We start from the raw sequence: 24,949 nt of genomic DNA, 5'->3' as shown, positions 1-24,949 counted from the left end.
GGCCGGCGCCGCGACGGCCAGGTGGACGCTGGTGGCGCCGGCGTCCGCGCGCACCGTGAGCGCCAGCAGCGGCCCCGGGCCCAGCGGGCGCCGCCACAGCGGCGGGGGGCGGGTACTGAAGATCTGTTCCACGCGTCGCTCCCAGCCGCGTCGCCTTTGCAGGCAGTAGCCGTGCAGGGTCAGCTCGAGCGTGTCGAGGCAGAGCGCGTACTGGCGATGGAACATGGCGCCCGGGATGGCGCGCGCGCCGCCGCCACCTTCGCCGTCGCCGTCCACGGGCAGCGCCACGTAGCGGAACGACGGCGGCGGCGCCACGCGGATGGCCGCGCGGCGCCGTTCGGCATCGGCCGCCAGCGCCAGGTTGCCGTCGCGCCGGGCATGCGCGAGGGCACGGCGCAGGAAGGCGTCGTCGCACTCGGCGACGGGCCGCCTAGGCGCCGCCATGCTGGTCCAGGAACAGCGGCCTGCGCTCGAAGCCGATGTGGTAGACGGCGTACTGCAGCACGATCTGGTGCTCGCCGATGTTGTACAGCCCGAAGCTCTTCTCGACATTAAGCACGTAGCCGCGCGGCGACACCGTCAGGCAGCGGTTGACCAGGTCCATCGATTCCTGGACCTCCGCCTCGGTGCGCATGTTCTGCGGATTGTCATTACCGACGACGATGCGCTTGATGAAGCGGATGTTCGTCAATTGGAAGGTCGCCATACTCATGCCGGTCTCCTTGAAATGGGGCTCAGGCCAGCGGCTGGGTGCGCGCGGCGGCCGGGCCCTGGGCCTTGACGACGTCGTCGACCAGCCGCGCCAGCCCTTCCGACTTGTCGTTGGCGACCAGCTTGAGCTTGATGTGCACGGCGTTGCCGTTCTTGGCGGCCAGGCCGCCGTGGGCCAGGTTGACCATCAGCGCGGCCTTTCTTTCGGCCGGGGCGGCGCGCCCCAGTTGGTCGATCAGATCGTCGTGCGCGCCGGTGCGCTCGTGTTCCTCGAAGTCGCCCAGCTCGACGTCCAGTTCGATCTCCGCCTCGCCGATCACCAGCGAGCTGTGCGGCACCAGCGACAGCAGCGGCACGCGGTACAGGTAGTTGGCGTCGGCCGGCGCGGTGCTGTGGATGGCCGGCAGTTCCAGCTCCATCACCGTGGGCTGCTTGTGATCGTCGAAAAACGAGGCGATGTTGGCCAGCTGCGCCTTCTCCACCATGTGCTGCGCGTTCATCACGGAGCCGGCGATCGCCCGCACCATGTCTTCCAGACTCGTCAAGATAGCCATCTCTATTCCCGTGTAGTGGTTGGTCGCCGACGGCTGTCAGCGCCAATCGAGCATAGCGGGGCGGGGCGCGTCGTCGCTGACCAATACTGGCGCGCCGCCAGCGAGCGTCAGCGTGCGCGCGGCCGGCGGCCCCACCATGATGCTGGGCCGGCGCGCCGCGCCGGCCGCCATTGCCATCGGGAGGACGACCATGAGATTGTTGCTTTGCATCTTGGTGTGGGCGCTGGGGGCGGGCGCCGCCGCCGCGCAGGACGCCGGCGGCGGGGACGCCTGCACGCCGCGTCCGGGCGAGCCGGCCGCCGCGCGGGTGGCCCGCCTGCGGTCGCCGGTCGCCGCCGCCATCGCCACGCTGGACAACGCCCGGGTCACCTTGCCGTCGCCGAGCCTGGCAAGCGGCGCGCTGGGCTATCTGTCCATCTCGCCCAATTTCGCCGAACGGCTCGACCGCATTTGCGTGCTGGGCTATTTCGAACTGCGGCGCCACCGCGCGCTGTTGACGTTGCCGCTGGAGGTCGAAAGCGTGGAGATGGTCAAGAGCGCCAGCCCGCGCGACGCCGACCAGACCGAGGTCGCCACGCGCGTCTACTTCCGCGTGCCGGCCGTCGACGACTTCGACGGCGCCGCCGCGCCGCCGCCGTTCTGGAAGTTCTGGGCGCGCGACCAGTCGCTGCACCTGAAGATCGCCGCCTTCGCCTACGACGCCGGCGAGCGCGGCCGGCCGTATTTCGGCCGCGACCTGGCGCTCACCGTCTCCGGCAAGGGCGCGAGCATCGTCGCGGCGCTGCTGTTCGCCGCCTGCTTCTATCTGGTGGCGGCCGCCGCCATTCCGCCGGGCGCGCGCGTGCCCGGCGCCGGCGGCGCGCCGGGGCGGCGCTGGCGCGGCGGCGCCGGCCGCCTGCTGCCGTGGAATATCACCGGCGCCAACGGCCAGGCCAGCCTGTCGCAGTTGCAGATGCTGGTGTTTACGCTGATCGTGGCCACGCTGCTGTTCTACCAGTGGCTGCGCACCGGCCTGCTGCAGGAGTTGTCGACCGACCTGCTGTACCTGATCGGCATCTCGACCGCCGGCACCGCCGCCAGCCAGGCCGCGATCGCCATCCGCAAGGATCTCGACCCGGCGATCTACCAGTACGTGCAGCAGCTCGGCTGGTTCACCGCGCCGATCGCCGACCTGCACGGCAAGGGCCGTCCCAGCGGCCTGCTGTTGACCAACAAGCGCTTCGACATCTACAAGTTCCAGATGCTGGTGTTCACCTTCGTCATCGCCGCGTATGTTATCGCCAGCGGCGCCAACGAGCTGGGCAACATCCAGATCTCGGCCACCTTGCTGACCTTGATGGGCATGAGCCAGGGCGCCTACGTCGGCGGGCGCGCGGCGGCCGACCAGCTCACGCCGCTGCAGGACCAGTTGCGCGGCATGCAGAGCCTGCAGCGGCGCTACCGCGCCGCCGCCGATCCGCGCGTGGCGGAGGAGCTGCGGCGGCAATTCCGGCTGGCCGCGGCCCAGGCCGGCGCCATGTTCGGCGCCATGTTCGGGCGGGTGTTGCCGGCCTATATGCTGGACATGCCGTCCGACGCGGCCGTGCCGGCGCAGGAGGCCGGGATCGACGCCGACGCCGCCGCCGACGCCCCCGTCGTGACGGCGCCGGCCGCGCCAGCACCATGAAAAAAAGCCCATCGCGGCTGGCCGGGATGGACTTTTTCGGGGACGCGCGGCGTCAGTCTTTGGATGGCGCGGCGGCGATGGCCTCGTCGAGCGCGCGGTGGGTGAGCACGGTGGCCGCCGCGCCGGCGGCGTTGAGCAGCGTGAAGCTCTGTTCGGTGTGCCCGCGCAGCGTGCCGCCGACATCCTCGGCGAAGCCGGCCACCACGATGGCGATCTCCTCGCCGCCGTTCGCCCGGCACAGATCGTCGATGCAGGCCTCGGCGCGTGCCGCCAGCGCCTTGACGGCCTCGCTGCGGCGCGCCGCCAGGTCGTCCGACAGCGACTGCCGCAGCGCCAGCATGTCCCGCAGCGGCACCGATTGCCCCTGCGACTTCAGCGCCGTCAACTGCGTGTGCAACAGGCTGGTGAACACTTCACCCTGCAGTTGCTTCCATTGCTGGCCGAGGTCGAGCGCGTTCTTGAGCGAGAGCGCCAGCGCCGCCTGTCGATCCGGTGATCGGGCGCCAGCCTGCTTCAGGCCGGCTTGGGAAGCCTCGTTCAGCTGCCGGCACATGGCCAGCGACGCCTGGCCGAAGGCGAGCCAGGCGGAAAGTGGAGTGGGGGTCATGGTGGTGTCCTTTTCAAGGGCGGTTGGAGGAGGAGGCGGCGGCGGGGGTGCGGCGCGCCATGCCCAGGCGGTCGATCATGCGCACGATGGCGGCCATTTGCGGCGCGCCCTTGGCGAAGAACGGCGGCCGCGCGGGATCGTAGGGCGGCGTGTTCCTGGCCGTCGAATAGCCCCAGAAGTCCCAGCAGCCTTTGGGGTTGGCCGGGATGCCGGCCGAGGCCACCGCCTGCGGATACAGGATGATGAGCCGGTTGGTGTCGGCGAACTGGTTGTAGCCGGTGCCGCCGTAAAAGCGGTCGCCGATGCGGCTGGCGCCCTGCTCGCAGCCGTGCAGGGCGACATGCACGGCGCACGATTCGCGTTCGCAAGCGCTCGGCACGTAGACGTAGGCCGTCGCGTCCATGCTGGCCCGCTTGTCGTCGACGAACTCGCTTTGGGCGAAGGCCAGCGTGCGGCCTGCCGCCACGCCGTCGTTGGCCGGCCGGCTGTCCGCGCCGTACAGGCGGCGCAGCAGCACGTCGGCCTGCACGAAGCCGCAGTCGTTGATGTACGGGGCATCGGTCTTTTCGCACGGCACGCCGGCGCCGCGCGTGATGATGGCGTGGCCGGCGCCGGTGCTCTTGTCGTAGGTGATGCGTTGCGGCGGCACCCCGGCCTTCAGGTAGTACCGCTCGACGGCGTCGACGACGATGGTCTTGACGGTGCGGTCGCCGCTGCCGCTGAACGCGTACAGCGTTTGCTTGCCGACATTGCCGACCGGGTCGATCAACCCTTGCTCGGCGAACTGGTTGGCGTTGATCCACGAGATGCCGGCGTCCGGTCCGGCCGCCGCGATCGGCGGCGTCATGCAGGTGGTGGTGGCGTTGGCCATCAGGCTTTGCGACGGGTACGTGCCGGCGCAGTAGTACGGGCCGCCGGCGATGACGCCGACGCCGACGAAGCGCGCCGAATAGGCCGTGGCCAGCTGGGCGGCCATGAAGGCGCCCGAGGAGAGCCCGGACACCGTGGTGCGGGTCAGGTCGGCGCCGAGGGCGGGCAGGGGGGCGGGCGGAGCGGCCAGCGCGAGCCGGCAGGCGCCGGCCAGCAGCGCGGCGGAGATATAGCGTGTCATGGTCTACCTTTCAGAGTGGGTCGGACGGATGCAGGCCGAAGGCGCTGCCGTTCAACTATAGGCAGCGCGCGGCGTCCGGACATGGCCATTGCTGACCATGCGCCCCGGCCAAGGGATCGAGGCGAATCACGGCAAATACTGGTTGCCGGTGCGCGCCGCCGCCTCGTACACCAGCGGCAGTTCGAAGCGCCTGGCGCGCATGCTGGCGCCGTTCATCGTGACGATGAACTGGCGCGACGCCGCCACCGGCAAGGAGGCCGGCGCGCGGTGCCCGAGCACGATTTGCAGCGCCATGCGGCCGGCGACCTCGCCCTGTTCGTAGGGCGAGCTGCCGATCGCCAGCATGCCGCCGTCCTCGATGTAGAAGCCGTTGAACGAGACCACCGGCGCCGCCGAGTGGGCCTCGGTCCAGGCCACCACCTCGGGCGCCGGCACCGGCGCGCTGTCGGCGCCGCGCCGCAGGCCCCGGTAGCCGCTCACCAGCACCACGTCGTGGGTGGCCGACAGCGCCCGCACGCCGGCCTGCCACTCGGCCCAGGTGTCGACCTGCAGCACCGTGCCCAATTCCAGCGGCGCCCAGGCGTAGCGCCGCACCTGGCCGGCGTCGCCGCCGACGGTCTCGGAACGGTCGCCGATGAAGGCGATCCGCAGCGGCCGCGACAAGGCCTGGAAATTGGCGGCGCTGCGCAGGGCCTCGCGCATGGCGGCCAGCGGGATGCGTTCGAGTACGCCGGTGACGTTGGCCGCGCGCCCGTAGCCGTAATCGGCGGCGTCGCGGTTGACGCCGGCGAACACGATCTTGATGCGCGCATCGTTGGCGAAGTGGCGCGCCGCGTATTGCTGGGCGTCGTCGTCGATGGCGATGACCACGTCCGGCCGGGCGGTGGCGATGACGTTGCGCGCGGCCACGCCGGCGCTGGCCTTGAACGCGGCCGATGGATGGCGTTTGGTGTCCATGTAGTACCAGCGCACCTGGTACAGGTACTTGCGGTCCAGTACGCGGTTCAGGCCGACGTTGATGTCCCGCACCCAGGCGTAGTCAGGATCGTAGCTGTGCAGCACCAGGATGCTCGGCTTGCTGACGTTGTACCAGCCGAACAGCAGCAGCGCGCCGCACATGAACAGGCCGAGCAAGATTTTTTCCAGGCGTGGCATCAGCGTAGCCCCAGTATTTTCCAATAGGGGAAGGCGGCGTAGACGGCCAGCAGGCGGACCAGGTTCAGCAAGGCGTTGAGCAGCAGGAAACGGGTCTCGCCGTACAGCGGCGCGGCGCGGTTCATCTGGCGCATCGGCAGGTAGTAGCTGCACTGGTAGGGCAGCCACCAGATCTCCGAGAACACCAGGATGATGAAGCCGACCAGCCATTCGTTGACGCCGTTGACCTGCGCCAGCGGCATCAGCACGGTGGCCAGGATCACCGTGGTGGCGTTGCTCGGCGCGGCCAGCCGGACCAGGTTGACGACGGCGTAGAGCGCCAGCACGAACAGGGCGAAATGGTCGCGCATGGCCGCGCCCAGGTCGGGCAGGCGCGCCGCCAGCGCGCGGTCCAGGCCCAGGTGGTTGAAGGCGGCGACGATGCCGGTGATGCCGCCCAGGTACAGCAGGAAGGTCCAGTCGACCTTTTCCTTCAGTTCCTGCTTGCCGAGGGTGCCGTACAACAGCAGCCCGAACAGCATCGCGAAGCCCAGCCACGGCGCCTGCACCTTGTGCAGCGAGCCGGTGACGATGCCGGCCGCCATGAAGGCGACGCCGGCCAGCGCGGCCCGCTCGCGCCCGGTCAGCGGGCCGAGCAGGGCGCGCTGCCGGTCCAGCAGGGCGCGCGGAAGGTGCGGCCGCTCGCCGTTGCGCCAGCCCAGGGCGATCGCCGCCGCCTGCGCCGCCAGCAGCACGGCCGCCGTCACCAGCGCCGCGCGCAGCCAGGCCATCCACTGGAAGTGGTCCTGTCCCTGCGGCGACAGCAGGCCGAAGACGGCGAAGTTGACTGACTTGCTGGTGATGAAGATGGCCGAGAACAGCGTACCGCCGCCGAAGCAGCTGAGCGCCAGCCGGCCCGCCGCCGGGCCGGGCCGGCGCAGGCGCAGGTTGTCGGCCATGTCGGCGTAGAACGGCGCCAGCAGCGCGATGCGGCCGTTGGCGGTGGGGATGATCGGCGTCAGCAGCAGCCCGGTGGCGAACAGGCCGGCGTTGTGCCAGCCCTGGCCGTTGGGCAGGCGCCGCAGCAATAGCAGCATGACGCGGTAGCCCAGGCCCGAGCTGACCACCACCGTGCCCAGCGCCAGGGTGCTGAGCGCCATCATGAAGCCGTCCGAGGCGAAGCCGGACAGGATCACCGGCACCGGCACCAGGCCGGTCAGCAAGGTCGCCAGCAGCGCGAACAGCGCCGGGATGTAGTCGTCGACCAGGCTGAAGACCCACATCGCGATCGTCGCTGAGAAGATGGCCAGGAAGATCACGCCGCCGCGCCCGACGCCGAGGGCGTCGCCCCAGGCCAGTGTCAGCAGCGGCAACGCGATGACCAGCAGCCAGCCCGGGGCGGCGTGGCGCCGGCGGGCTTCCGGCGGCCGCGGCCGCGGCGGGCGCGCCAGCGTCTCGCCGGCCAGGTGGCTGGCCAGCGACAGCAGCAGGTCGGTGCGCAGCGCCGGATGGGCCTCGGCCAGCGCCTGCATCGCCGCACGGGGCAGGCACAGCACGGTGGCGTCGGCGGCGGCGACGGCGCCGGTCAGGTAGGCGTGGGCGTCGGTCGCCGCCTCCTCGCCGAAGCGCCCGGCGCGCACCGGGCGGCGCCGGCCCAGCGGCGAAACCAGCGTAACGGCGCCGTCGAGCAGCAGATAGAAACAGTCGGCGGCGTCGCCGGCGGCGTAGATCGGCGCGCCGGCGCCGAAGCGGCGGCGCCGCGCCTGGGCCAGCAGGCGCGCCAGGCCCGGGCGGCCGGCGCGGCCGAGCAGGGCGTCGTCGAGCAGGCGGGCGGCGGCGTCGATGTCGGCCTCGGCCTCGGAGTCGGGGGCGCGCACCGGTCTACTCCTTGTGCCGGTCGTCGCCCGCCGGGGCGTCGCCGGACGGCCCGGCGTTGAACCACTTGAGCACCACCAGCACGGCCGAAAAGACCGACGCCGCCAGCCCGATGGCGGCCTTGAGCTGCTCGAGCAAGGCGCGCGAGAACAGCGGCTTGTCGCGGTCGATGAAGCGGCGGGTGCCCTCGGAGGGGGCCGGGCCGCCGGCCGACAGGATGGCCGCCTCGTCCAGGCGGATCGGCAGCCGCGCGGCCAGCGCCGGCCCGTACAGCGTCTCCAGCAGCTTGACGATGGCGCGCGCCTCGACACGGCGGTTGGCCACCAGGCGCAGCTTGATGCCGACGGTTTTGATGGCGCGTGGCGGCACCGGCGGCGCCCCGCCGTAGGTGCAGGCGCCGATCTCGGCGTCGGCGGCCCACGCGTGGCGCAGCGCGAAGGCCGGCGCGAACGGCACTTCCAGCAGGTGGTAGCCCTGCTGCTTGACGAGGTAGTCGACGACGTCGGAGGGGGCGAACGAGGTGACGACGATGGCGTCGGGCAGGCGTTCGCCGCGCTGTTCGAGCAGCTGGTCGGTGGGGATGTTCGACTCGATGTAGTCGATCCCGGCGCGCAGGCCGGCGAAGGCCAGGACCTGGTGGGCGATGAGCCGGGTGCCGCCCTTTTGGCTGTTGAGGTTGACGCGGCGGCCGCGCAGCGCGGTGATGGCGTCGATGTCCGGGCGGGCCAGGAAGTGCAGCAGTTCCGGCGCCACCGTGGCCACCTGCACCACGTTGCGGTCGGGCAGGTCGAGGCCGCCCTGGATGAAGGCCAGGTCGAGTTTGCCGGCCGCCACCAGCGCCAGCGCCTCCTGCGAGCCGCCGGTCGGGCGCAGCGAGAGCGTCACGCCGTTGCCGGCGGCCGTCTCCTGCAGCGCCCGGGCGAGGAAATGGCGGTTGCCGGTGAGGTCGCCACCGGAGATGGTCATCGCATGCTCGCGCGGCAGCAGTTCGAGCAGCGAGGCGGCCGCCAGGCCGGCCAGGGCCAGCATGCCGGCCGCCGCCAGCGCGCGCGCCGCCGGGCCGTGGCGCCGCCAGCGCCGCGCCAGCGGCGCCAGGGTGGGGGGATGGGGCATGGGTTCTCCTCGAGGGATCAGCAAACGGCGACCAGGCCGAAGCCGGCGACCAGCGCCTGGCCGGCGGCGCCGCGGGCGAAGCGCACGAAGGCCTCGCGCTCGCCGCCGGGCTCGCCGTGCAGCAGCAGGTGGAAGCCGTGGGTGTAGGGATAGCGGCCCGACAGCACGGTGGCGGCGGTGGGCGGCACGCCGTCGACCGCCAGCAGCGCCACCGGCTCGCGCCCGCCGCGCGCGTGGCCGGCCAGGTAGCCGATCGCGCCCGGGGTGGCCGCCACCGCCGCCAGCGCCGCCTCGCCGGCCAGCTCGCGCGCCTCCGGCGAGAAGTCGGCGCCCTCGAGCAGCAATTGCTCGGTCGACTGGCGGGCCGGCGCGCCGCGCGGATGGGCGTACACCGTCACCGGCAGGTCCGGCCCGCCCAGCGCGCGCCAGTTGGCGATCTCGCCGGTGAGCAGGCCGCGCACCTGCGCGCGCGCCAGGTCCGCCAGCGGCAGGGCGCGATGGACGACGATGCCGATGTCGTCGCGGGCGATCAGGTGCTGGCGGGCGCCGGGGCCGTCCTCGGCGTCGGACAACGCGCGCGTCATCGCCGCCACGTCGATGGCCCGGCGGCTGGCGGCGATGTAGGCGGGCACCGAGCCGCCGCGCTCGACGATGACGTCGAGCGCCGGGCTCCCGCCCGGCAAGCCGGCGCGCCGCTCGCGCAGGAAGGCTTGCGCCAGCGCCCTGACCAGCGGCAGCATGGCGTCGGCGCCGCTGATCAGCAGCGAGCGGCGCGCCGGGTTGCCGTTCGGCGCGCATGCCGCGCCGGCCAGCGTGGCGGCCAGCACGGCGCAGGCGTCGCGCCTATTCACGCGCGTCTCCCGCCGCCGCCGGCGCGCCGGCGCCGACGGCGTAGGCGATGAAGCGCGCCGCCGTCGTCGTCGGCGGGCCGAGCGTGACCAGCATCATCGGCGCGTGCAACGGGTAGTCTTGCGGCGCCAGGTCGGCGGCGACGCCATTGACGCGCAGTATTTTCACCTGCGCCGCCGGCATGGCCGCCGCCGCCATGAAGCTGATGGCGAACGGCCGCGCCGCCACGCGCGCCAGCCGGGCGCCCGCGTCCAGCACCCGGCACGACGGCGTGTAGGTGTCTTCGTCGCCCAGCACGAGATTGCGCCAGCTGATCGACACGCCCCCGGCGGGCGGGCCGACCAGCACCTCGATGGCCTCGTCGGGACCGCCCAAGCGGTGCCAGTTGGCCGTGCGGCCGGTGAAGATGTTGCGCAGTTGGCGCAAGGTCAGCGTCTCGACCGGATTGGTGGCGTGCACCACCGGGACGATCGGGTCGCGGCTGATGACGCTGGCGTGGAACACTTGGCCGCGCGCGGCGGCGGCGGCCGACAGCAGGTCGGACTGCGCGCCGCTGGCCATGGCGATGTCGGTCACGCCGTCGAGCAGCGCCTTGTAGCCGCGCGCGGTGCCGCAGCCGCCGTTGACGACGATGCGGGCCTGGTGCGCGCCCATGTACGACTCGGCGACGCGCTGCATGCGCGGCTGCAGGGTCGTCGAGCCGGTCAGCTGCAGCGCCGGCGCGCGGAGGGGGGCGGCGCTCATAGGTCGATGATCAAGGTGTCGCCGAACGAGAAGCCGCGCACGCGCTCGGTGTTCAGCGGCAGCTTGACGCCGGTGCGCACCTCGATCTTTTGCCGCAGGCGGCGCACCAGCGTGTCGATGCGGTTCTGGTCGTAGCTCAGGTAGTCCTCGCCGAAGGCCTGCACGATGAGCTTGCGCGAGACCGCCTCGCCGACCTCCACCACGGTGAACATCTTGATGAAGGTGAACTCAAGGCTGGTCAGTTCGATCACGGCGCCGTCCGGCGTTTCCAGATGCCGGTGGCGCATGCTCAGGCGCCAGCCCGGCGTCAGTTGGCGCGCCAGGCTGACGATGCATTCACGCAATTGCTCCTCGCGGGAATGGGCTCGGCGCCCCGCTTTGGAGGAGTTTGCGTTGAAAATGGTGATGGCGCGGTGGTCCTCGGCCACCGGCAAGTCCTGCGGCGGCGGCGCCTTGTCGGTTTCCGTCGAAGGGATATTCTCGCGCAATTGACGGCAACACGCGATTACATCCTTAACCTCGACGACTTTATAGCCGGCATTTTGGAAGAGGTTCGCCAACTCGTCGGTCGAGTCGGAACTGCGTCCCAGTAAAAGAAGATCGTTCATATTAGCCCAATATTGTTTGTTGCCAACGGATAAATATTAGGCCACGAAAAACATTCTATCCTGACGTTATCTGGCGAACGATTTGCTTGCAACGCCAATCAAGAGAAATAAGGAAAGCCTCATGCTTTTATTTTTGAACTCGGCTCGGGCGCATAAGGGAGGCTTGGCCCTGCGATGCGCGGTGAAGTTTTATTCCTTTTAATATTGGAAATATAACGGCGCGTTTTGAACGGGCTTTTCTGGAATCTCTCCCGCGCTGTCTCCCGGTATTAATTTAAAAGGTTGGGGAGGTAAGGTCGGCGGGGAATATTCCGCTGCTTGACGGAGTATGGGGAAAGGCTAGTCAATTAAATGTCGGTATCGAACCGGTTTCGCGCGATGATTATGTCCGGGCGCGAGTCCAGGCCCGGGTTTAAGCTTATATTGCGGGGACGGTTATTCAGTTTGGTACGGTTTGGCCGCATGCGCTGGATGCCGTGGCCTCGAGCGGCGCGCGCTGCGGCCACGCGCTGCGGTCCCGTCCCGTTACTGCGGCGTCAAGGCCGGCGCCACGGTCCGTCCGCCGAGGTGGCGGGCGGCGAATTCGTCCGGTGACATCGGCTTGCCGAGCAGGAAACCCTGGGCGATGTCGCAGCCGGCCTCGCGCAGCCAGTCCAGCTGCGCCTGTTCCTCGACGCCTTCGGCCACGACCGACAGGCCGAAGCCGCGCGCCAGCGCCAGGATGGCGTGGACGATGGTTTCGCCGCGCTTGGGCAGCAATTGCACGAAGCTGCGGTCGACCTTGAGCTGGTTGATGGGGAAGCATTGCAGGTAGGCCAGCGACGAGTAGCCGGTGCCGAAATCGTCGATCGCCAGCCGCACGCCGAGCGCGCGCACGGCGTGCATGAAGGCGATGGCGCCGTCGACGTCCTCCATCAGCACGCTCTCGGTGAGCTCCAGTTCGAGCCGGCCCGGCGCCAGGCCGCTACGCGCCAGCGCGCGCGTCACATCGTCGATGAAGCACGGCTCGCGCAGCTGGCGGGCCGACATGTTGACCGCCACCGTCAGCGCCGGCGCGCCGGCGCGCTCCCACGCGGCGACCTGGTCGCAGGCGCGATGCAGCACCCAGCGGCCCAGTTGCACGATCAATCCGCTTTCTTCGGCGATCGGAATGAATTCGGCCGGCGACACCGGGCCGTGTTCCGGATGGTTCCAGCGCAGCAGCGCCTCGACCCCGACCAGCGCGCCGCCGGCGCAGCCGAATTGCGGCTGGTAGTGCACCGACAGGCGGTCCTGCTCGATGGCGCGGCGCAGCTCCCGTTCCAGCGCGGCGCGGCGCTGGGTGGCGGCCGTCATGGCCGGCACGAACTCGGCGAGCCGGTTGCGCCCGCCGTGCTTGGCATGGTACAGGGCGGTGTCGGCGCTGCTCATCAGCTCGCCCATGGTGCGGGCGTCGTCCGGGTACAGGCAGAAGCCCACGCTGCCGGTGGCGAAGAACTCGCCCTGCGTGAGCTGGAACGGCGCCTGCAGCGCCCGCGTCACGCCGGCGGCCAGCGCCAGCGCGGCGGCGCGGTCCGGCACCGGGCCGGCGATGATCGCGAACTCGTCGCCGCCGATGCGGCCCACCAGGTCGGACGGACGGACCGCGCCGGTGAGCGCCTCGGCCACATGCTGGAGCAGTTCGTCGCCGACGGCGTGGCCGGCGGTGTCGTTGACCAGCTTGAAGTTGTCCAGGTCGACCAGCAGCAGCGCCAGTTGCTGTCCCTCCGCCTGGGCGCGCGCCAGGTCGGCGCTCAGGCGGGCGTAGGTGGCGTGGCGGTTGGGCAGGCGCGTCACGTGGTCGGTGTGGGCCATGTAATCGAGCTTGCGCTCGGCGGCGGCGGCCCGCGCCCGCGTTTTGCGGCTCAGCGCGGCCACCACCAGCATGGCCAGCAGCGAGGCGACCGCCAGCAGGCCAAGGTAGCGCAGCAGCACCGCGCGCAGCTTGGCGGTGCTGGTATGCAGCACCGTGCGGCCCAGCGTCGTGTCGCGGTAACGCACCGTGTCGGTCACGGTGATCATGCCGTCCGGCACGGCGCCGTCGGGCGGCTGGCGCGCCGGCAGACGGCTGTCGGGATAGGAGAACTCGGCGAACAGATTGCCCTCCCGGTCGTACACGCCGACCGCGCGCAGGCCGGGGGCGTAGCGGAACGCGTGCAGCGCGTCCCGGCCGGCGTCGCGGTCGCGGAACATCAGCGGCGCGGTCACGCTGTCGGCCACGATCGCCGCCTGCACCCTGGCGCCCTCGATCAAGGTGTGGCGCATGTCGAGCAGCTGGTAGGCGATCAACACGGCGCCGGCGATCACCAGCGCGGCGGCCGCAGCGATGATCTGGCCGGTGCCGAGCGCGCTGGAGATCGGCGCCGGCGCGAGGGCGCGTTGGTGATTCACCTTGCGCTTCATCGGACGTTCCTCGCCAGCCGCAGCAGGCGTGAACTGAACCGCAGGCCGGCGCGCGCCGCTTCCACGGTGTCGATGTCGAAGCGCAGATGCTGGTCCTCCTCGACCAGCGCGACGGCGCCGGCGTAGCCGTTCTTGGGCTCGTCGACGATGGCGAGGGTGCCGCTGGCGGCGGTGGTGGGGCGCGTGGCGCCGGCGCGCAACACGGCGACGTCGCATTGCGTTCCCGGCCCCGGTTCGAGCACGGCGAGCTTGCGCTCGCCGACCGGCTTGCCCTGCAGCTTGCGCAGGCTGTCCCACAGGGCGTGCGCGCTGCTCAGGCAAACGGTCAGCGGGCGCGCCGCCTCGGCGCCGGGCCAGGTGGTGAACTGGGCGATGTTGTAGACGTATGCCGCCTTGAGCGCGGCGTCGTCGGACTGCGCCAGGCCGGCCCGCGCCAGCACGAGCAGCGACAGCGCGGTGCACCACAGCAGCAGGAGTTTCATGGTGTTCGGTTCAGAATGCATAACCGAGCTTGGCGGTGATGGTGCGCCCCTCGCGTGGAATCGCTTCCTGCACAAACGCCGGGCCGGCCGGGTCCGCATAGCGGCGATTGGCGGCGTTGTAGAAGCTGAGCGACCAGTCCAGTCCGGAGGCGCGCTTGCGCGCGGGCACCAGGGTCAGGTTCCAGGTGCAGTGGCCGGCGGTGGCGGCGTTCTCGGTGAGCCGGCCCGACATGCATAGGCCCTCCACGCCGAGCCGGAGCGCTTCGAGCGGCCCCGCGCCCGTCCCCGGCAGCGGCCAGGTGGCGTTGAGCTTGGCCAGGTGGCGTGGTGAGTTGACCGGCCTGGCGCCGTCGCCGTCGCGCACGTGTTGCCAGGCGTAGTTGGCGCGCAGCCGGGTGCCGCCCGAAAACAGGCGTTCGCCCGCCAGTTCGATGCCGTTCGCCGACGCGCGCTCGGTGTTGTCGAACACCAGCAGGCCGTCCTCGCGCAAGGTTTCGGTGATCAGACCGTCGATGCGGTAGTGGAACATCGCCAGCGACAATTTGCTGTAGGCGTCCGGCCGGCGTTCCCACACCAGTTCGTGGGTGGAGATCTCCTCGGCGCGCAGGCGCGGGTTGGCCGCCTGGCCGCCTTCGCCCACGCCCACCGCGTAGTACAACTCGTAGGCGTTGGGCGAGCGGTATGCGGTGCCGTAGATCAGCTTGACCGTGTCGACGTCCGTGCCCTGCCAGATCAGCGCCGTGCGCGGATTGAAGCGGCTGCCGGTGATGCTGTCGCGGTCGAAACGCAGGCCGGCGTTGACGATCACCTTCGGCGTGAGCCGCATCTCGTCCTCGACATAGGCGCCCATGCGGTGGTCGGCGCGGCGGTCGTCCAGCATCGACTCGTAGGGATCGGGATTGAAGTTGAACTGGTCGCGCCGCGCGTTGCGCTGGAGGTCCAGGCCCGCCAGCAGCTTATGTCCGGCGTAGCCGGTGAGCGTGGCGTTGACGTTCAGGGCGTGCCATGCGGCGTGGTCGCCGTCGACGTTGACGCGCGGCCGGCCCTGGTCGTCCGGATAGCTGCCCATGCCCAGGTAGTCGGCGCGGCCCCAGTCCAGGCGGGTCGACACGGCGACCGTGTCGGTGGGCGCGGCGGTGTACGAGACGCTGGCGAAGCTTTGCGCGTCGCGCGTGTAGTTGGGGGCGTTGTACACGGCGCCGAAAGACGCCGTCGGCACGCCCTTGACGCGGGTGATATGGCCGGCGCTGAAGCCCCAGCCGCCGCGGCTGGCCTTGATGAAGGCGCCGCGCGTGCGTTGGTAGTCCAGGCCCTCGGCCAGGCCGTTGTTCTGGTCCGGCGTATCGAATTCGGCCGCGTACAGCGCGCCGCCGCGCAGCGTGGAGGCCTTGACCGAGAACAGCACGTCGGTGCCGTCCTGGGTGTGGTAGCCGTAGCTGGCGCGGCCGCGCCGCTCGCCCTTGCCGCCGGCCGAGAGCGTGCCCTGGGCGCCGGCCATGGCGCTGCCGGTCTTGGTGATGACATTGATCACGCCGAACAGCGCGTTGGAGCCGTAGACGGCGGCGCCGGGGCCGGGCACGTACTCGATGCGCTCCACCAGGTCCATGTCGACCAGGCTGTCGTCGCCGATGGAGGCCTGGTCGTACACGCTGTCGTTGACGCGCACGCCGTCGATCAGCAGCAGGAAGCGGCTGTCGTAGTCGCCCGGCCGCAGGAAGCCGCGCGCGCCCAGGTAATCGTAATTGCGGTCGCTCGATACGTACAGGCCGGGCAGGGTGGCCAGGGCCGCCCCGAGGGTGCGCCAGCCGTGCTCGCGGACATCCTGCGAGGTCAGCACCGAGACGGCCGATGGCGCTTCGCTGACGCGCTGGGCGAAGCGGGAGGCGGAAGTCACCATGGTGACTTCCATCAGGCTCTCCAGCGGCAGGGTGCTCAGTTCCTCTGGTGGGGAGACGTCGGCCGCCTGGACTCGGACAGCCTGCAGCGTCAGCATTACAAACAACGTGACGCAGCGGAGGCGCGGTGCACGGCAATCAGAGGGGTTCACGATATCGATTAAATTATTGGTGTATGGAAAGTATGTTACTCCCTGTGAAGACCATAAATGCCGTTTTTTAGCAATTAAGAAATGTTCCTGTGCGTTGTAGCAACAGCGCACAGGCCGGGGGCGCGACGCCGTGGGCGCCTTACCCGAACCGCCTAGACCCGAACCGCCTCGAGCAGCAGCGCGTGTTCGAAGCGCAAGGCCACCTTGGCGTTGCCGGCGCCGCCCACCTCGCCCAGGTCGCGGCCGTCGACATAGTCGCGCAGGCGCCAGCGCCCCGCGCCGAGGCCGCGTATCTCGACCGGCCCGTCCCAGCGCGGCGCGAAGAAGGCGAAATACAGCCTGCCGTCCTTCTCCACGGCGTGGCCTTCCGGCTTGTCGAAGCCGATGTCGTACAGATCCCCGCGATAGACGCCCTTGGGCAGCATCTTGTCGCGGTAGATGCCGATCCACTTGCGCCACTTGTCCTCGCGCCGCGGCGTCAGCAGGAAGCTGTCCTTCGGCTTGGGATCGACCGGCCAGGTGAACTTGGTCGACAGCACCGCGCCGATGCCGATGGTCGAGGCGAAATCCTCGCCGCCGTCGCTCAGTTCGACGTGGTCGCCCGCGTACGGCGCCGACGGCCCCATCAGCGCCTTCAGGGTCTTGCCCTTGTGGCGCACCTGCCACGACGACAGCGGGTCGGCGGCCGGCGCCTGGTTCATGTACGGCATGTTGTGGAAGGAGTACGAGGTGCCGCAGGGGCACAGCTCGACCACCGCCTTGGGGTTGATTTCCATCGCCGTGTCGTACACCATCTTCCAGAAATCCTGCAGCTTCTCGACCGATTCCTCGGGGCGCGCGTGCTTGTGGGCCGGGTTGTGGCAGGGCGCCACGCCGTTCAGGTGCTGGCCGTCGAGCTTGAGGCCCTGGTAGCCCCATTCGCCGAGGATCTTGCGCACCAGGTCGCGGGTCATGTCGATGGTCGGCTGGTAGGCCGGGCACAGGTACAGGCTGTTCCACCACGTCACCAGTTGCGGCGCGCCGTCCTTGTCCAGCAACAGCATGTCGGTGTGGTCGTGCAGCAGGTCCGAGCCGGGATCGACCGCCAGCGGCGTGATCCACAGGCGCGCCTTCAGGCCGGCATCCTTGATCGAGCCGACCAGGCCGCGCATGTCGGCTTCGCCGCCGGGGAATTTCCTGGTGTCGATCTTCCAGTCGCCCTCGTTGGTCTGCCAGCCGTCGTCGAGCACCGCCCATTCCAGGCCCAGTTCCTTGGCCTTTTTCAGCGTGCCGACCATCAGCGGGACCGTGAAATCGCGCTCGTAACCCCAGGCGCACCAGATCGGCTCGTAGCATTCGTCGGGGCAGTCGGGCGAGCGCAGGCCGCGTTCGGCCATCACCTGGCGGTAGCGGTCCAGCGCGCCGAAGTAGTCGCCCGTGTGCAGCGCCAGGAAGGTGTCGAGCGTGTCGAGCGATTCGCCCGGCTGCAACGTGGCCTCCAGTTCGCATTCGACGGCGAGCGCGGCGCCGCCCTTGACCGCGCGCACCGGCAGGGCCACCAGGCGCGGCACGGTGTCGATATGGCCGACGGCCAGGCCGCAGTCGCGCTGCCAGACGTCGGCCGCCGGCGTGCCGCTGCCGTAGTCGGACGCGTTCATGCCCATGAAGTTGCGCTGGTCGAAGCCGGCCTTCAGCGGCTGGACCCAGTCGCGCCGGTCCAGGTGGCTGGCGCCGGAATAGGTCCAGAATTCCGGCTTGCGGCCGGCGGCGGGCTGCAAGGTGTGCCCGCTGTTGCTCCAGGCGGTGACGGCGAGCGGGCCGGCGCCCGTGTTGCGGTAGCTGACGCGGACGATGGCGAAGCCCGGATGGCGCTCGTAGAAGGTGACGTTGACGGTTTTTTCGACGCCTTCGGCCGCCACGCCGGTGAAGCGGTGCCGCATGCCGGCGCCGTGCGGACCGTCGACGCGGTCGGCCGCCTGCGCGGTCAGCGCGAAGCGCTCGATCCAGCGGCCGTCTTTGAGCCGCAGCCGTTCGCTCGGGGCGAACGCTGTGACGGCGGTGGCGCGCGGCGCGTGTTTCGACAGCACGCGGCAGCGCAGCTGGCCGTCGAATTCCAGCGCCATGGCGGCGTCGCCGATGCGCGCGACGTTCTTGCGGTCGGCCTTTGCGGCGGCCGTGGCCATCGTGGCCGCTTCGGCGGCCCACGCGCTGGAAGCCGGCGTGGCCGATGCCACCGCCGTTCCGGCCAGCCATCCCAGCAGGGTGCGGCGCCGCTGGTCGTGCTCGTTATTCTGTCCCTGTTCGTTGTCCCGGTCGTTGGCCTTGTGGTGCGCTTGCTTCATACATCTCCTCGTCTGTCTTGTAGGTGGACTGCATGGCCGGCGCAGGGCGGCCGCAGCGACCACCTACACCAGCACGACTTGCGCGCCGCGTGCCCGCAGCGCTTCGACCGTCTCCGGCGCCGCGCCGGCGTCGGTGATGATGCGGTCGACTTGTTCGATCTTCGCGATCACGGACAGGCTGCGCCGTCCGATCTTGGACGAGTCGCCCACCGCGACCACGCTGCGCGCGATCTCCAGCATGCGCGAGTTCAGGCGCGCTTCCAGCAGATGCGGCGTCATCACGCCGATCTCCGGATCGAGGCCGTCGAAGCCGAGGAACAGGATGTCCGCGTGCAGCCCCTGCAACGCCGCCTCGGCCTGCGGCCCGCCCAGCGAGTACGAACTGGGCCTCAATACGCCGCCCAGCATGATCAGGGTCACGTGCGGCGCGCCGGCCAGCAGCACCGCGATGTTGAGCGCGTTGGTGATGACGTTGATCGACTGCAGCTTCAAGCCGCGTATCTGCTTGGCGATTTCCGCCGTCGTCGTGCCCGAATCGAGCACGATGGTCTGTCCCTCGCCGATCAGCTGCACGGCCGCCTCGGCGATGCGCATCTTCTCGGCGCGGCGCAAGGTTTGCTTGACGCCGATCGGCAGGTCCTCGTCGGCCCGCTGGGCCAGCGCGCCGCCGCGCGTGCGCACCACGGCGCCGATCTCGGCCAGCGCGTTCAGGTCGCTGCGCACGGTGACTTGCGAGATGTCGAACATCGCCACCAGCTCGGCCACCGTGATCCGGCCGCGCTCGGCGACCAGCTCGCGGATATGGCGGCGCCGTTCCTCCACCAGCAGGTTGTTGTCCGCGGGTGCTTCCTTCGCTATGGCTTTCGTTTCCGTCTTCTGGGTTTTTTTCATTGCCGATCTTTCCAATTTTTGCGCAAATAAAGAGTGTTCCCGATGATACAGGACGCCCGGCGCGAAAAGAATCGAAAGTTCGGCGTTATCCTTCCGTTCAGCGCCCGGAAGCCCTTGCCGGCGTGTTTTGCCAGGCGTTTGGGAAGGTTTTTTCGGCGTTTTCACGGAACAGCTTGTCGATTACCCGTCGTGGCAGGGACAAACCGCGTGCGGGCGTGTCCAGCTCGGGCACCGTCACGCTGTCGCCGGTCGCGAAGTAGCGCCAGTCGCGCCGCCAGACGGTGTCCAGGTCCTTGGCGAACTCCTGGTCGGGCTGGGCGGCCGATTGGGCCAGGTCGGAGCCGTACATCAGCCGGTCCTGATAGCGGATGAAGAATGCCCGCACGCGCTCGCGGTCGCGCTGCGACTGGTATTGCAATTGGCCGATGCGCGCGGCGACATCGACATTGACGGCCGGGTGGGCGTCCAGAAAACCCGCCAGCCGGTCGATGTCCCATTCGAGCGACGCCAGGTGGACGCCAGTGAAGCGTAATGTCGGGTGCTTGGCCAGCAGGCGGTCGCGGGCGGCCATTTGCTGGTCGTAGCTTGGCATTTCCGGGTGCAGGTACATGTGGTAGGCCGGATGGGCCTTGAAATATTCGCGGTCGCTGTTGACCGTCATTTTGTCCAGTGGCAGCCAGCAGTTGTGCGGTTCGCCCTGGTGGCCCAGCACCATGACGCCGCGTTGGGTCAGACCGTTGAACAGGCGGTCGAAGCGGGCGTCGTCCACCATCACCAGTTTGCCGGTGGCGTCGCGCAGGTCCATGCCGATGTTTTTCCACACCTTGACGCCGACGGCGCCGTCGGCCAGGGCGGTGTCGAGGTCTTTGAGGGTGGTTGCGGTCCAGTCTTGGCGCTCGAAACCTTTGGTGGAGAATGTGGCGACCCAGGCGACATCCTTTTGGTGGGCGTGGGCCAGTTTGCTGGCCACTTCTCGTTGCCGCGCCGGGGGAGGGAAGTCGCCGTAGTCGACGTTGATGGTCAGCGCGCGGAAGTTGTCCTTGCGGGCTTGGGCGAGGTAGGCGGTTTGGCTGTCGCCGTGCAGGTGCAGGTGGGCGTCGATCTTCGCTACTTTTTCGAAGTCGGCCATGGTGTAGGTGTCGTTGGCCGCGTGGGCGGGCAGGGCGGACAAGGCGGCGAGTACGATTGATATTAGGGTGAAACGCATGGGGTTCCTCTTTATTGGTGCTTATTTATGCCGCGTGGCCGCATGCATGGCGGATTACGCTTCGCTAATCCGCCCTACGTGTCTCCGTGATTTGCGGGTTGACGTGTCCGCAGATACGTGGATTCAATGGACCACGGTGACACGTAGGGCGGATTAGGCGGAACGCCGTAATCCGCCATCTATGCGCCGTCGGCGTCGCATGACATTGCCAATCACGCCGGTCCGTCCGGCCCTGACCCGGACAAACGATGCAACGCGATGGCGTCGAGCGGCGTGCCGGCGTCGCGGGCTGCATACAACGCTGCGCCGAGCACCGGCGCGAACAGTGGCGGCGCCACTTGGTATGGCCGCGCGCGGCCCTCCAGCACCCTGGTCAGCGGCACCCGCAACGGCCCGTCCGCCCCAACCAGCCCGCCGGTGAACGACACCGCGACCTCGACATCATCCGCCACGCCCAGCGTGCCACGCACGGCATCGACCAGGGCCGCCAGCTCACCGGCGGCGGCGTCGATGATCGCCACCGCCTGCCGGTCGCCCAGCGCGGCGGCATCGCTCACCAGCCGCGACAACCGCGCCACGCCGCTGCGTTCGCCCTTCAGATCACCGTAGACCACGCCGCACAGGTCCAGATCCTCCCGCAGCGCCAGCCGCTGGCGCACCAGGTCGTACAGCTCGCCGCGCGGCGCCCGTCCATCGCTCATGCGCGAGAACAAGCCCAGCCCGGCGCGGGCGATCCAGTGGGCCGATCCCTCGTCGCTGAACAATTCACCCCATCCCCCGGCGCGCGCCTGCTTGCCGCCATATTCGCCGTAGGCCATCGAGCCGGTGCCGGCGATGACGCTGATGCCGTCGGCGCAAGCCAGCGAGCCGGCCCAGCCGCACACCATGTCGTTGCCGCACCTGTAGCGGTCGTGGCCGAGGATGGCGCGCGGCAGCGCGTCGAGCGCGGGCATGACGGCGCGGTCCTCGCCGTAGGCGGGCAGGCCGAAGAAGGCTTGCGCGACATCGTCGGCGCGGATGCCTGCGGCGGCGAACAGCGCCCGGCAGCCGCGTTCCAGCATCGCTGCGGCGCCCTCCATCCCCACCTCGAGATAGTAGGCGCTGCCTTCCTCGTGCCGCGCGCGCACGTAGCCGTCCGCGTCCACCAGTGCGAACGCGGTTTTGGTGCCGCCGCCGTCAACGCCCAGAAACATCGTTTTTTCCTTCGCATGGATAGATCGTCACGCCGCGCACCACCCGGTTGACCGTGCCGGAGACGCTGGGCGTGTCCGGGCGCAGGCCGAGGTCGAGCGATTGCAGCAGCGCGTAGCTTTGGCAGAATACGATATACGGCAGCGCCAGCGCCAGTTCGCCGGCGTCGCCCATGCCGTCCAACAGCACGCAATCGCCATCCAGGGCCGGTTCGGCGATGCCGCTCAACGCCAGGACGCGGCCGGCGCGGCCGTCGTTGCGCAACTCGCGCAGCAGGTCGAGGTCGTAGCGGCGCGCGTGCGCGTCGTTCGACAGCATGACCACCACCAGCGTGCGGTCGTTGACGATGGTCTTCGGCCCGTGGCGGAAACCCAGCGGCGAATCGAACAGCGCCACCACCTGGCCGTCGGTCAGTTCCAGCAGTTTCAGCGCGGCCTCGCGCGCCAGCCCGCCCAGCTCGTTGCTGCCGAGGTAGACGACGCGGTTGAAGCGTTGCGCCACCAGTTCGTTCAGCAGCGGCAAGGCGGTGTGCGGCAGCTGGCGCGCGGCGGCCGATGGCGCGCCCACGGCGGCGTCCTTCACCGCGCCGAAGGCCAGCGCGGCCGACAGCAACATCGAGGTGAAGCTGGTGGTCATGGCGAAGCCACGGTCGTGGGTCTCCTCGGGCAGCAGGATCGCCAGCGCGTTGGCGCGGCCTTCGGCCATGCGATACAGCTCGCCGTCGGCGTTGCAGGTGATGACCAGGTGGTGCACGTTGGCGACCAGCTGGTCGGCCAGCGCCACCGCCGCGACGCTTTCCGGGCTGCTGCCGGAGCGGCCGAACGACACCAGCAAGGTCGGCACGGCCGGTTGCAGGAACGAATGCGGGCCGGATACCAGGTCGGTGGTCGGCACGGCCTCGGCCCGCAAGCCCTGGCGCAGCAGCGCTGGGACCAGGCATTCGCCGATGAAGGCCGAGGTGCCGGCGCCGGTCAGCACGATGCGCAGGTCCGGCCGTGCCAGCAGCGGGGCGAGGAAGGCGTCCAGGCCGGCGCGCCGGCCGGCCAGCAGCGCGGCGATCTTCGGCCAGACGACGCCTTGTTGTGCGACTTCGCGCGCCGTCAGGCCCGCGCCGGCCGCGTCCAGCGAGGCCTCGTCGATGCCGAGGATGCTTGTGTTGCTATCTACTACTAACATGTTTCCAACTCCTTTGTTGCGGCGCCTGCCGCGCAGGCGTCCATATATTGACGCAGCACTCTGGCCACGCCTTCCTTGAGCAAGTCGGCCGGCCGGTTGCGCAGGCGGCCTTCGCGCACCGCCTCGTACTGGGCCGGCAGATACTGGCTCAGCAAGGTAAGCGGCGGCGCGTGGCGTTCGAGGTAGTCGATCAACGCCGTCTGGGCGCGCTGGATATCCGGGTGCGGCCAGTAATAGCGAATCCGGTCGCTCAGGCTGTACTGCTGGTCGAAGCGGACGCGCACAGGATCGCCGTAGTACTTGAGCCAGTAGCCCGGCTCGGCGCGCATGGTCTCCAGCACCACGTTCTTGAAGTTCGAACCGGGACGGCCGTCGAGCATTTCCTCCTCGATGTCGGCCAGCGCCCACAGTGTCTCGCGCAGCGCGAAGGTCAGGCCGGGGCCGACCTTGAGGATGGCGAAGTGGTCGCGCACCAGCGCGGCCAGGCTGTCGCGGATCTGGTAATCGGTCGAGTGGGCTTCGTAGACCATGGTGGACTCGCCCTCGATGAAGCGGCTCAGTTCTTGCGCCTTCTCCGGGCGGTAGTCGATCACCTTGTGGTGGTCGAACTCCACGCCCGGCTGCACCACCAGGCCGATCACGCGCGGCCACGCGGCGTGCAGGCCGGCCTCGGCGAAGGCTGCGCGGTGCACCGCGCTGGTGGCGGCCGCGGCCTGCGGCGTGGTGACCGCCAGTTCGTCGAGGTCCTCATGCGCGCCGCCGGGCACCGGCACTTCGGTACCGACGATGTAGACCGGGGCCTCGCCGCCGGCCTGCTTCCAGGCGGTTTCGGCGACCGCGCACAGCCGCGCGGCGCGGCGGGCGACGATGGCGTCGGGCAGGGGTACCGGATCGCCGGCGCAGGACATCGAACAGTCCAGGTGGATCTTGCGGAAACCGGCCAGCACGTATTGTTCGATCAGCACCTCGGCGCGCGCCATGGCGTCGTCGGCCGGCTGGTCCTGCCAGGCGTTCGGGCCCAGGTGGTCGCCGCCGAGCAGCACGCGTTCGCGCGGCAGGCCGACCTTGCCGGCGATGCCGTGCACGAAGTCGCGGAAGGCCACGGGCGTCATGCCGGTGTAGCCGCCATCCTGGTTGACCTGGTTCGAGGTGGCCTCGATCAGCACCGGCTCGCCGGCGGCGGCCGCCACCTCCATGGCCGCCTCGATCACCAGCGGGTGGGCCGAGCACACCGAGTAGATGCCGGCCGCTTCGCCGGCCTTGTGGCGCCGCACCAGGTTGAGAAGATATTGCATGTCAGGTTCCTTGAAGTCTGTTGGTTCAGGCGGGTGGGTTGTCGTCCGGCTGCAGGGCCAGGCACAGCGCGGCCGCCAGCGACAGCGCGATGCCGGCGAGCTTGTAGCCATTCGGCAGCGTGGCCGCCAAGGTCATGGCGATCACCGTGGTCAGCAGCGGCGCGCCGGCATTGACCAGGGGCGAGACCACCAGCGCCTTGCCGTGCCGGAAGGCGTGCACCAGCGTGAGGGCGCCGACCGCGTTGAGGATTTGCGTGGCGGCGGCCAGCAACGGTCCGCTCGGGCCGTAGTTGATCGGCTGCGAGAAGTCGGTCATCGCCAGCGCCACCGGAATGAACAGCAGGGCGCTGGCGGTCATGTAGAAGAAGATGCTCTCGGCGTCCATGCTGGCGTTGGCCAGCTTCATGAAGTAGGCTTGCAGGCCCCAGGCCAGCAGCACGCCGATGGCCAGCACGAACCACAGGCCGTATTGGCGTGGCGCGCCGCCCGGCGTGAAGTCGAACAGCGGCAGCGCGCACACCGCCAGCACGATGCCGGCGACGCCGAGCATGCCCGTGCGTTCGCGCAGGAACAGATAGGACAGCGCGATGGTGATCACCGGCGACAGCGAGATCAGCGGAAAGATCAGATAGGTCGGTCCGGCCTTGACGGCGTAGAACAGGATCATCTGTCCGCCCGCGCCGAGCAGGCCGATCGTCAGGCCGAAGGCGATGGAGCGGGCGTCGCGCCGCACGCGCCAGCCGTTACGCGCCAGCACCAGCAGGGCCGGTGGCACCATCGTCAGCGCCCACACCACGTAGATCAAGGTTTCGGGAAAACCGTTCTGGCCGGGCAGGCCGGCGAAGGCGCCCCACACGCCCCACAGCAGGGTGGTGGTCAGCGCGTAGCCGAGCCAGCCGGTGGGACGGGTGCCTGCTTTGTTGGGCATCGTTATCGAAGATGTCAT

Annotated in this window: 23 protein-coding genes; 1 reads left to right on the top strand and 22 read right to left on the bottom strand. The window is 69.7% G+C overall.

The features are described 5' to 3' along the window. The 4 genes from MRBLMU1_RS21060 to MRBLMU1_RS21045 all read right to left on the bottom strand — a co-directional run. Window positions 1-444 (bottom strand): hypothetical protein (locus tag MRBLMU1_RS21060; protein ID WP_363505263.1); only part of this gene is annotated, 444 nt, incomplete at its 3' end. Next, window positions 431-712 (bottom strand): hypothetical protein, encoded by a 282-nt coding sequence (locus MRBLMU1_RS21055; RefSeq protein WP_363505260.1) that lies wholly within the window; start codon window positions 710-712, stop codon window positions 431-433. The genes MRBLMU1_RS21055 and MRBLMU1_RS21060, both read right to left, overlap by 14 nt. A 22-nt stretch (window positions 713-734) precedes the next feature. Next, a complete protein-coding gene (locus MRBLMU1_RS21050; protein WP_363505257.1) occupies window positions 735-1,265 on the bottom strand; it encodes a DUF2589 domain-containing protein in 531 nt (176 codons plus the stop codon). Between the two features lie 36 nt (window positions 1,266-1,301). Then, window positions 1,302-1,457 carry a hypothetical protein gene (locus MRBLMU1_RS21045; protein WP_363505254.1) on the bottom strand — a complete coding sequence of 52 codons (156 nt, stop codon included), beginning with the start codon at window positions 1,455-1,457 and terminating at the stop codon, window positions 1,302-1,304. On the opposite strand from MRBLMU1_RS21045, the gene MRBLMU1_RS21040 reads away from it, so the two are divergent. After that, window positions 1,456-2,931, top strand: coding sequence for a hypothetical protein (locus MRBLMU1_RS21040; protein WP_363505251.1), 1,476 nt, complete (start codon window positions 1,456-1,458; stop codon window positions 2,929-2,931). The genes MRBLMU1_RS21045 and MRBLMU1_RS21040 overlap by 2 nt on opposite strands. A 52-nt stretch (window positions 2,932-2,983) precedes the next feature. On the opposite strand, the gene MRBLMU1_RS21035 is transcribed toward MRBLMU1_RS21040, so the two are convergent. The 18 genes from MRBLMU1_RS21035 to MRBLMU1_RS20950 form a co-directional block, all read right to left on the bottom strand. Further along, the gene (locus tag MRBLMU1_RS21035) at window positions 2,984-3,538 is read right to left on the bottom strand and encodes a hypothetical protein (protein ID WP_363505248.1); all 555 of its coding nucleotides are present in this window, start codon (window positions 3,536-3,538) and stop codon (window positions 2,984-2,986) included. A 13-nt stretch (window positions 3,539-3,551) separates the two neighbouring features. Continuing rightward, a complete protein-coding gene (locus MRBLMU1_RS21030) occupies window positions 3,552-4,649 on the bottom strand; it encodes a poly(3-hydroxybutyrate) depolymerase (protein ID WP_363505245.1) in 1,098 nt (365 codons plus the stop codon). Between the two features lie 126 nt (window positions 4,650-4,775). After that, complete coding sequence (locus tag MRBLMU1_RS21025) at window positions 4,776-5,804, bottom strand: ABC transporter substrate-binding protein (RefSeq protein WP_363505242.1); 1,029 nt, start codon at window positions 5,802-5,804, stop codon at window positions 4,776-4,778. Further along, window positions 5,804-7,660, bottom strand: a complete 1,857-nt coding sequence (locus MRBLMU1_RS21020) for an SLC13 family permease (RefSeq protein WP_363505239.1) — start codon at window positions 7,658-7,660, stop codon at window positions 5,804-5,806. Before MRBLMU1_RS21020 ends, MRBLMU1_RS21025 begins: the two co-directional genes overlap by 1 nt. A gap of 4 nt (window positions 7,661-7,664) precedes the next feature. Next, window positions 7,665-8,771, bottom strand: a complete 1,107-nt coding sequence (locus MRBLMU1_RS21015) for a TAXI family TRAP transporter solute-binding subunit (protein ID WP_363505236.1) — start codon at window positions 8,769-8,771, stop codon at window positions 7,665-7,667. A gap of 17 nt (window positions 8,772-8,788) precedes the next feature. After that, on the bottom strand, window positions 8,789-9,622 hold the full coding sequence (locus tag MRBLMU1_RS21010) for a substrate-binding domain-containing protein (RefSeq protein WP_363505233.1): 834 nt from the start codon (window positions 9,620-9,622) through the stop codon (window positions 8,789-8,791). After that, window positions 9,615-10,364, bottom strand: coding sequence for a substrate-binding domain-containing protein (locus MRBLMU1_RS21005; RefSeq protein WP_363505230.1), 750 nt, complete (start codon window positions 10,362-10,364; stop codon window positions 9,615-9,617). The genes MRBLMU1_RS21010 and MRBLMU1_RS21005 overlap by 8 nt, the downstream gene beginning before the upstream one ends. Continuing rightward, window positions 10,361-10,972, bottom strand: a complete 612-nt coding sequence (locus tag MRBLMU1_RS21000; protein ID WP_363505227.1) for a helix-turn-helix domain-containing protein — start codon at window positions 10,970-10,972, stop codon at window positions 10,361-10,363. Before MRBLMU1_RS21000 ends, MRBLMU1_RS21005 begins: the two co-directional genes overlap by 4 nt. 525 nt (window positions 10,973-11,497) lie before the next feature. Further along, the gene (locus tag MRBLMU1_RS20995; protein ID WP_363505224.1) at window positions 11,498-13,381 is read right to left on the bottom strand and encodes a putative bifunctional diguanylate cyclase/phosphodiesterase; all 1,884 of its coding nucleotides are present in this window, start codon (window positions 13,379-13,381) and stop codon (window positions 11,498-11,500) included. A gap of 8 nt (window positions 13,382-13,389) precedes the next feature. After that, the gene (locus MRBLMU1_RS20990) at window positions 13,390-13,875 is read right to left on the bottom strand and encodes a YfiR family protein (protein ID WP_363505221.1); all 486 of its coding nucleotides are present in this window, start codon (window positions 13,873-13,875) and stop codon (window positions 13,390-13,392) included. 10 nt (window positions 13,876-13,885) lie between these two features. Beyond that, a complete protein-coding gene (locus MRBLMU1_RS20985) occupies window positions 13,886-15,868 on the bottom strand; it encodes a TonB-dependent receptor plug domain-containing protein (protein WP_363505218.1) in 1,983 nt (660 codons plus the stop codon). 206 nt (window positions 15,869-16,074) lie between these two features. Then, the gene (locus tag MRBLMU1_RS20980; protein WP_363505215.1) at window positions 16,075-18,243 is read right to left on the bottom strand and encodes a glycoside hydrolase family 36 protein; all 2,169 of its coding nucleotides are present in this window, start codon (window positions 18,241-18,243) and stop codon (window positions 16,075-16,077) included. Window positions 18,244-18,306: 63 nt separating this feature from the next. Continuing rightward, window positions 18,307-19,134, bottom strand: coding sequence for a DeoR/GlpR family DNA-binding transcription regulator (locus MRBLMU1_RS20975; protein ID WP_363505212.1), 828 nt, complete (start codon window positions 19,132-19,134; stop codon window positions 18,307-18,309). A 97-nt stretch (window positions 19,135-19,231) separates the two neighbouring features. Further along, on the bottom strand, window positions 19,232-20,341 hold the full coding sequence (locus MRBLMU1_RS20970) for an amidohydrolase family protein (RefSeq protein ID WP_363505209.1): 1,110 nt from the start codon (window positions 20,339-20,341) through the stop codon (window positions 19,232-19,234). Window positions 20,342-20,553: 212 nt separating this feature from the next. Continuing rightward, complete coding sequence (locus tag MRBLMU1_RS20965) at window positions 20,554-21,534, bottom strand: N-acetylglucosamine kinase (protein ID WP_363505206.1); 981 nt, start codon at window positions 21,532-21,534, stop codon at window positions 20,554-20,556. After that, entirely contained in the window at window positions 21,518-22,708 is a 1,191-nt protein-coding gene (locus MRBLMU1_RS20960) for an SIS domain-containing protein (protein WP_363505203.1), read from the bottom strand. The genes MRBLMU1_RS20965 and MRBLMU1_RS20960 overlap by 17 nt, the downstream gene beginning before the upstream one ends. Continuing rightward, window positions 22,702-24,003: a D-tagatose-bisphosphate aldolase, class II, non-catalytic subunit gene (locus MRBLMU1_RS20955; RefSeq protein WP_363505200.1), complete on the bottom strand. Its 1,302-nt coding sequence runs from the start codon at window positions 24,001-24,003 to the stop codon at window positions 22,702-22,704. The genes MRBLMU1_RS20960 and MRBLMU1_RS20955 overlap by 7 nt, the downstream gene beginning before the upstream one ends. Window positions 24,004-24,028: 25 nt before the next feature. Next, window positions 24,029-24,949: an EamA family transporter gene (locus tag MRBLMU1_RS20950; RefSeq protein ID WP_363505197.1), complete on the bottom strand. Its 921-nt coding sequence runs from the start codon at window positions 24,947-24,949 to the stop codon at window positions 24,029-24,031.

Source organism: Burkholderia sp. LMU1-1-1.1 (assembly GCF_040675865.1).
Lineage (GTDB): Bacteria > Pseudomonadota > Gammaproteobacteria > Burkholderiales > Burkholderiaceae_D > Rugamonas.
Note: the sequence above shows the minus strand (reverse complement) of the source record. Positions and strands in the feature narration are given on the sequence as shown.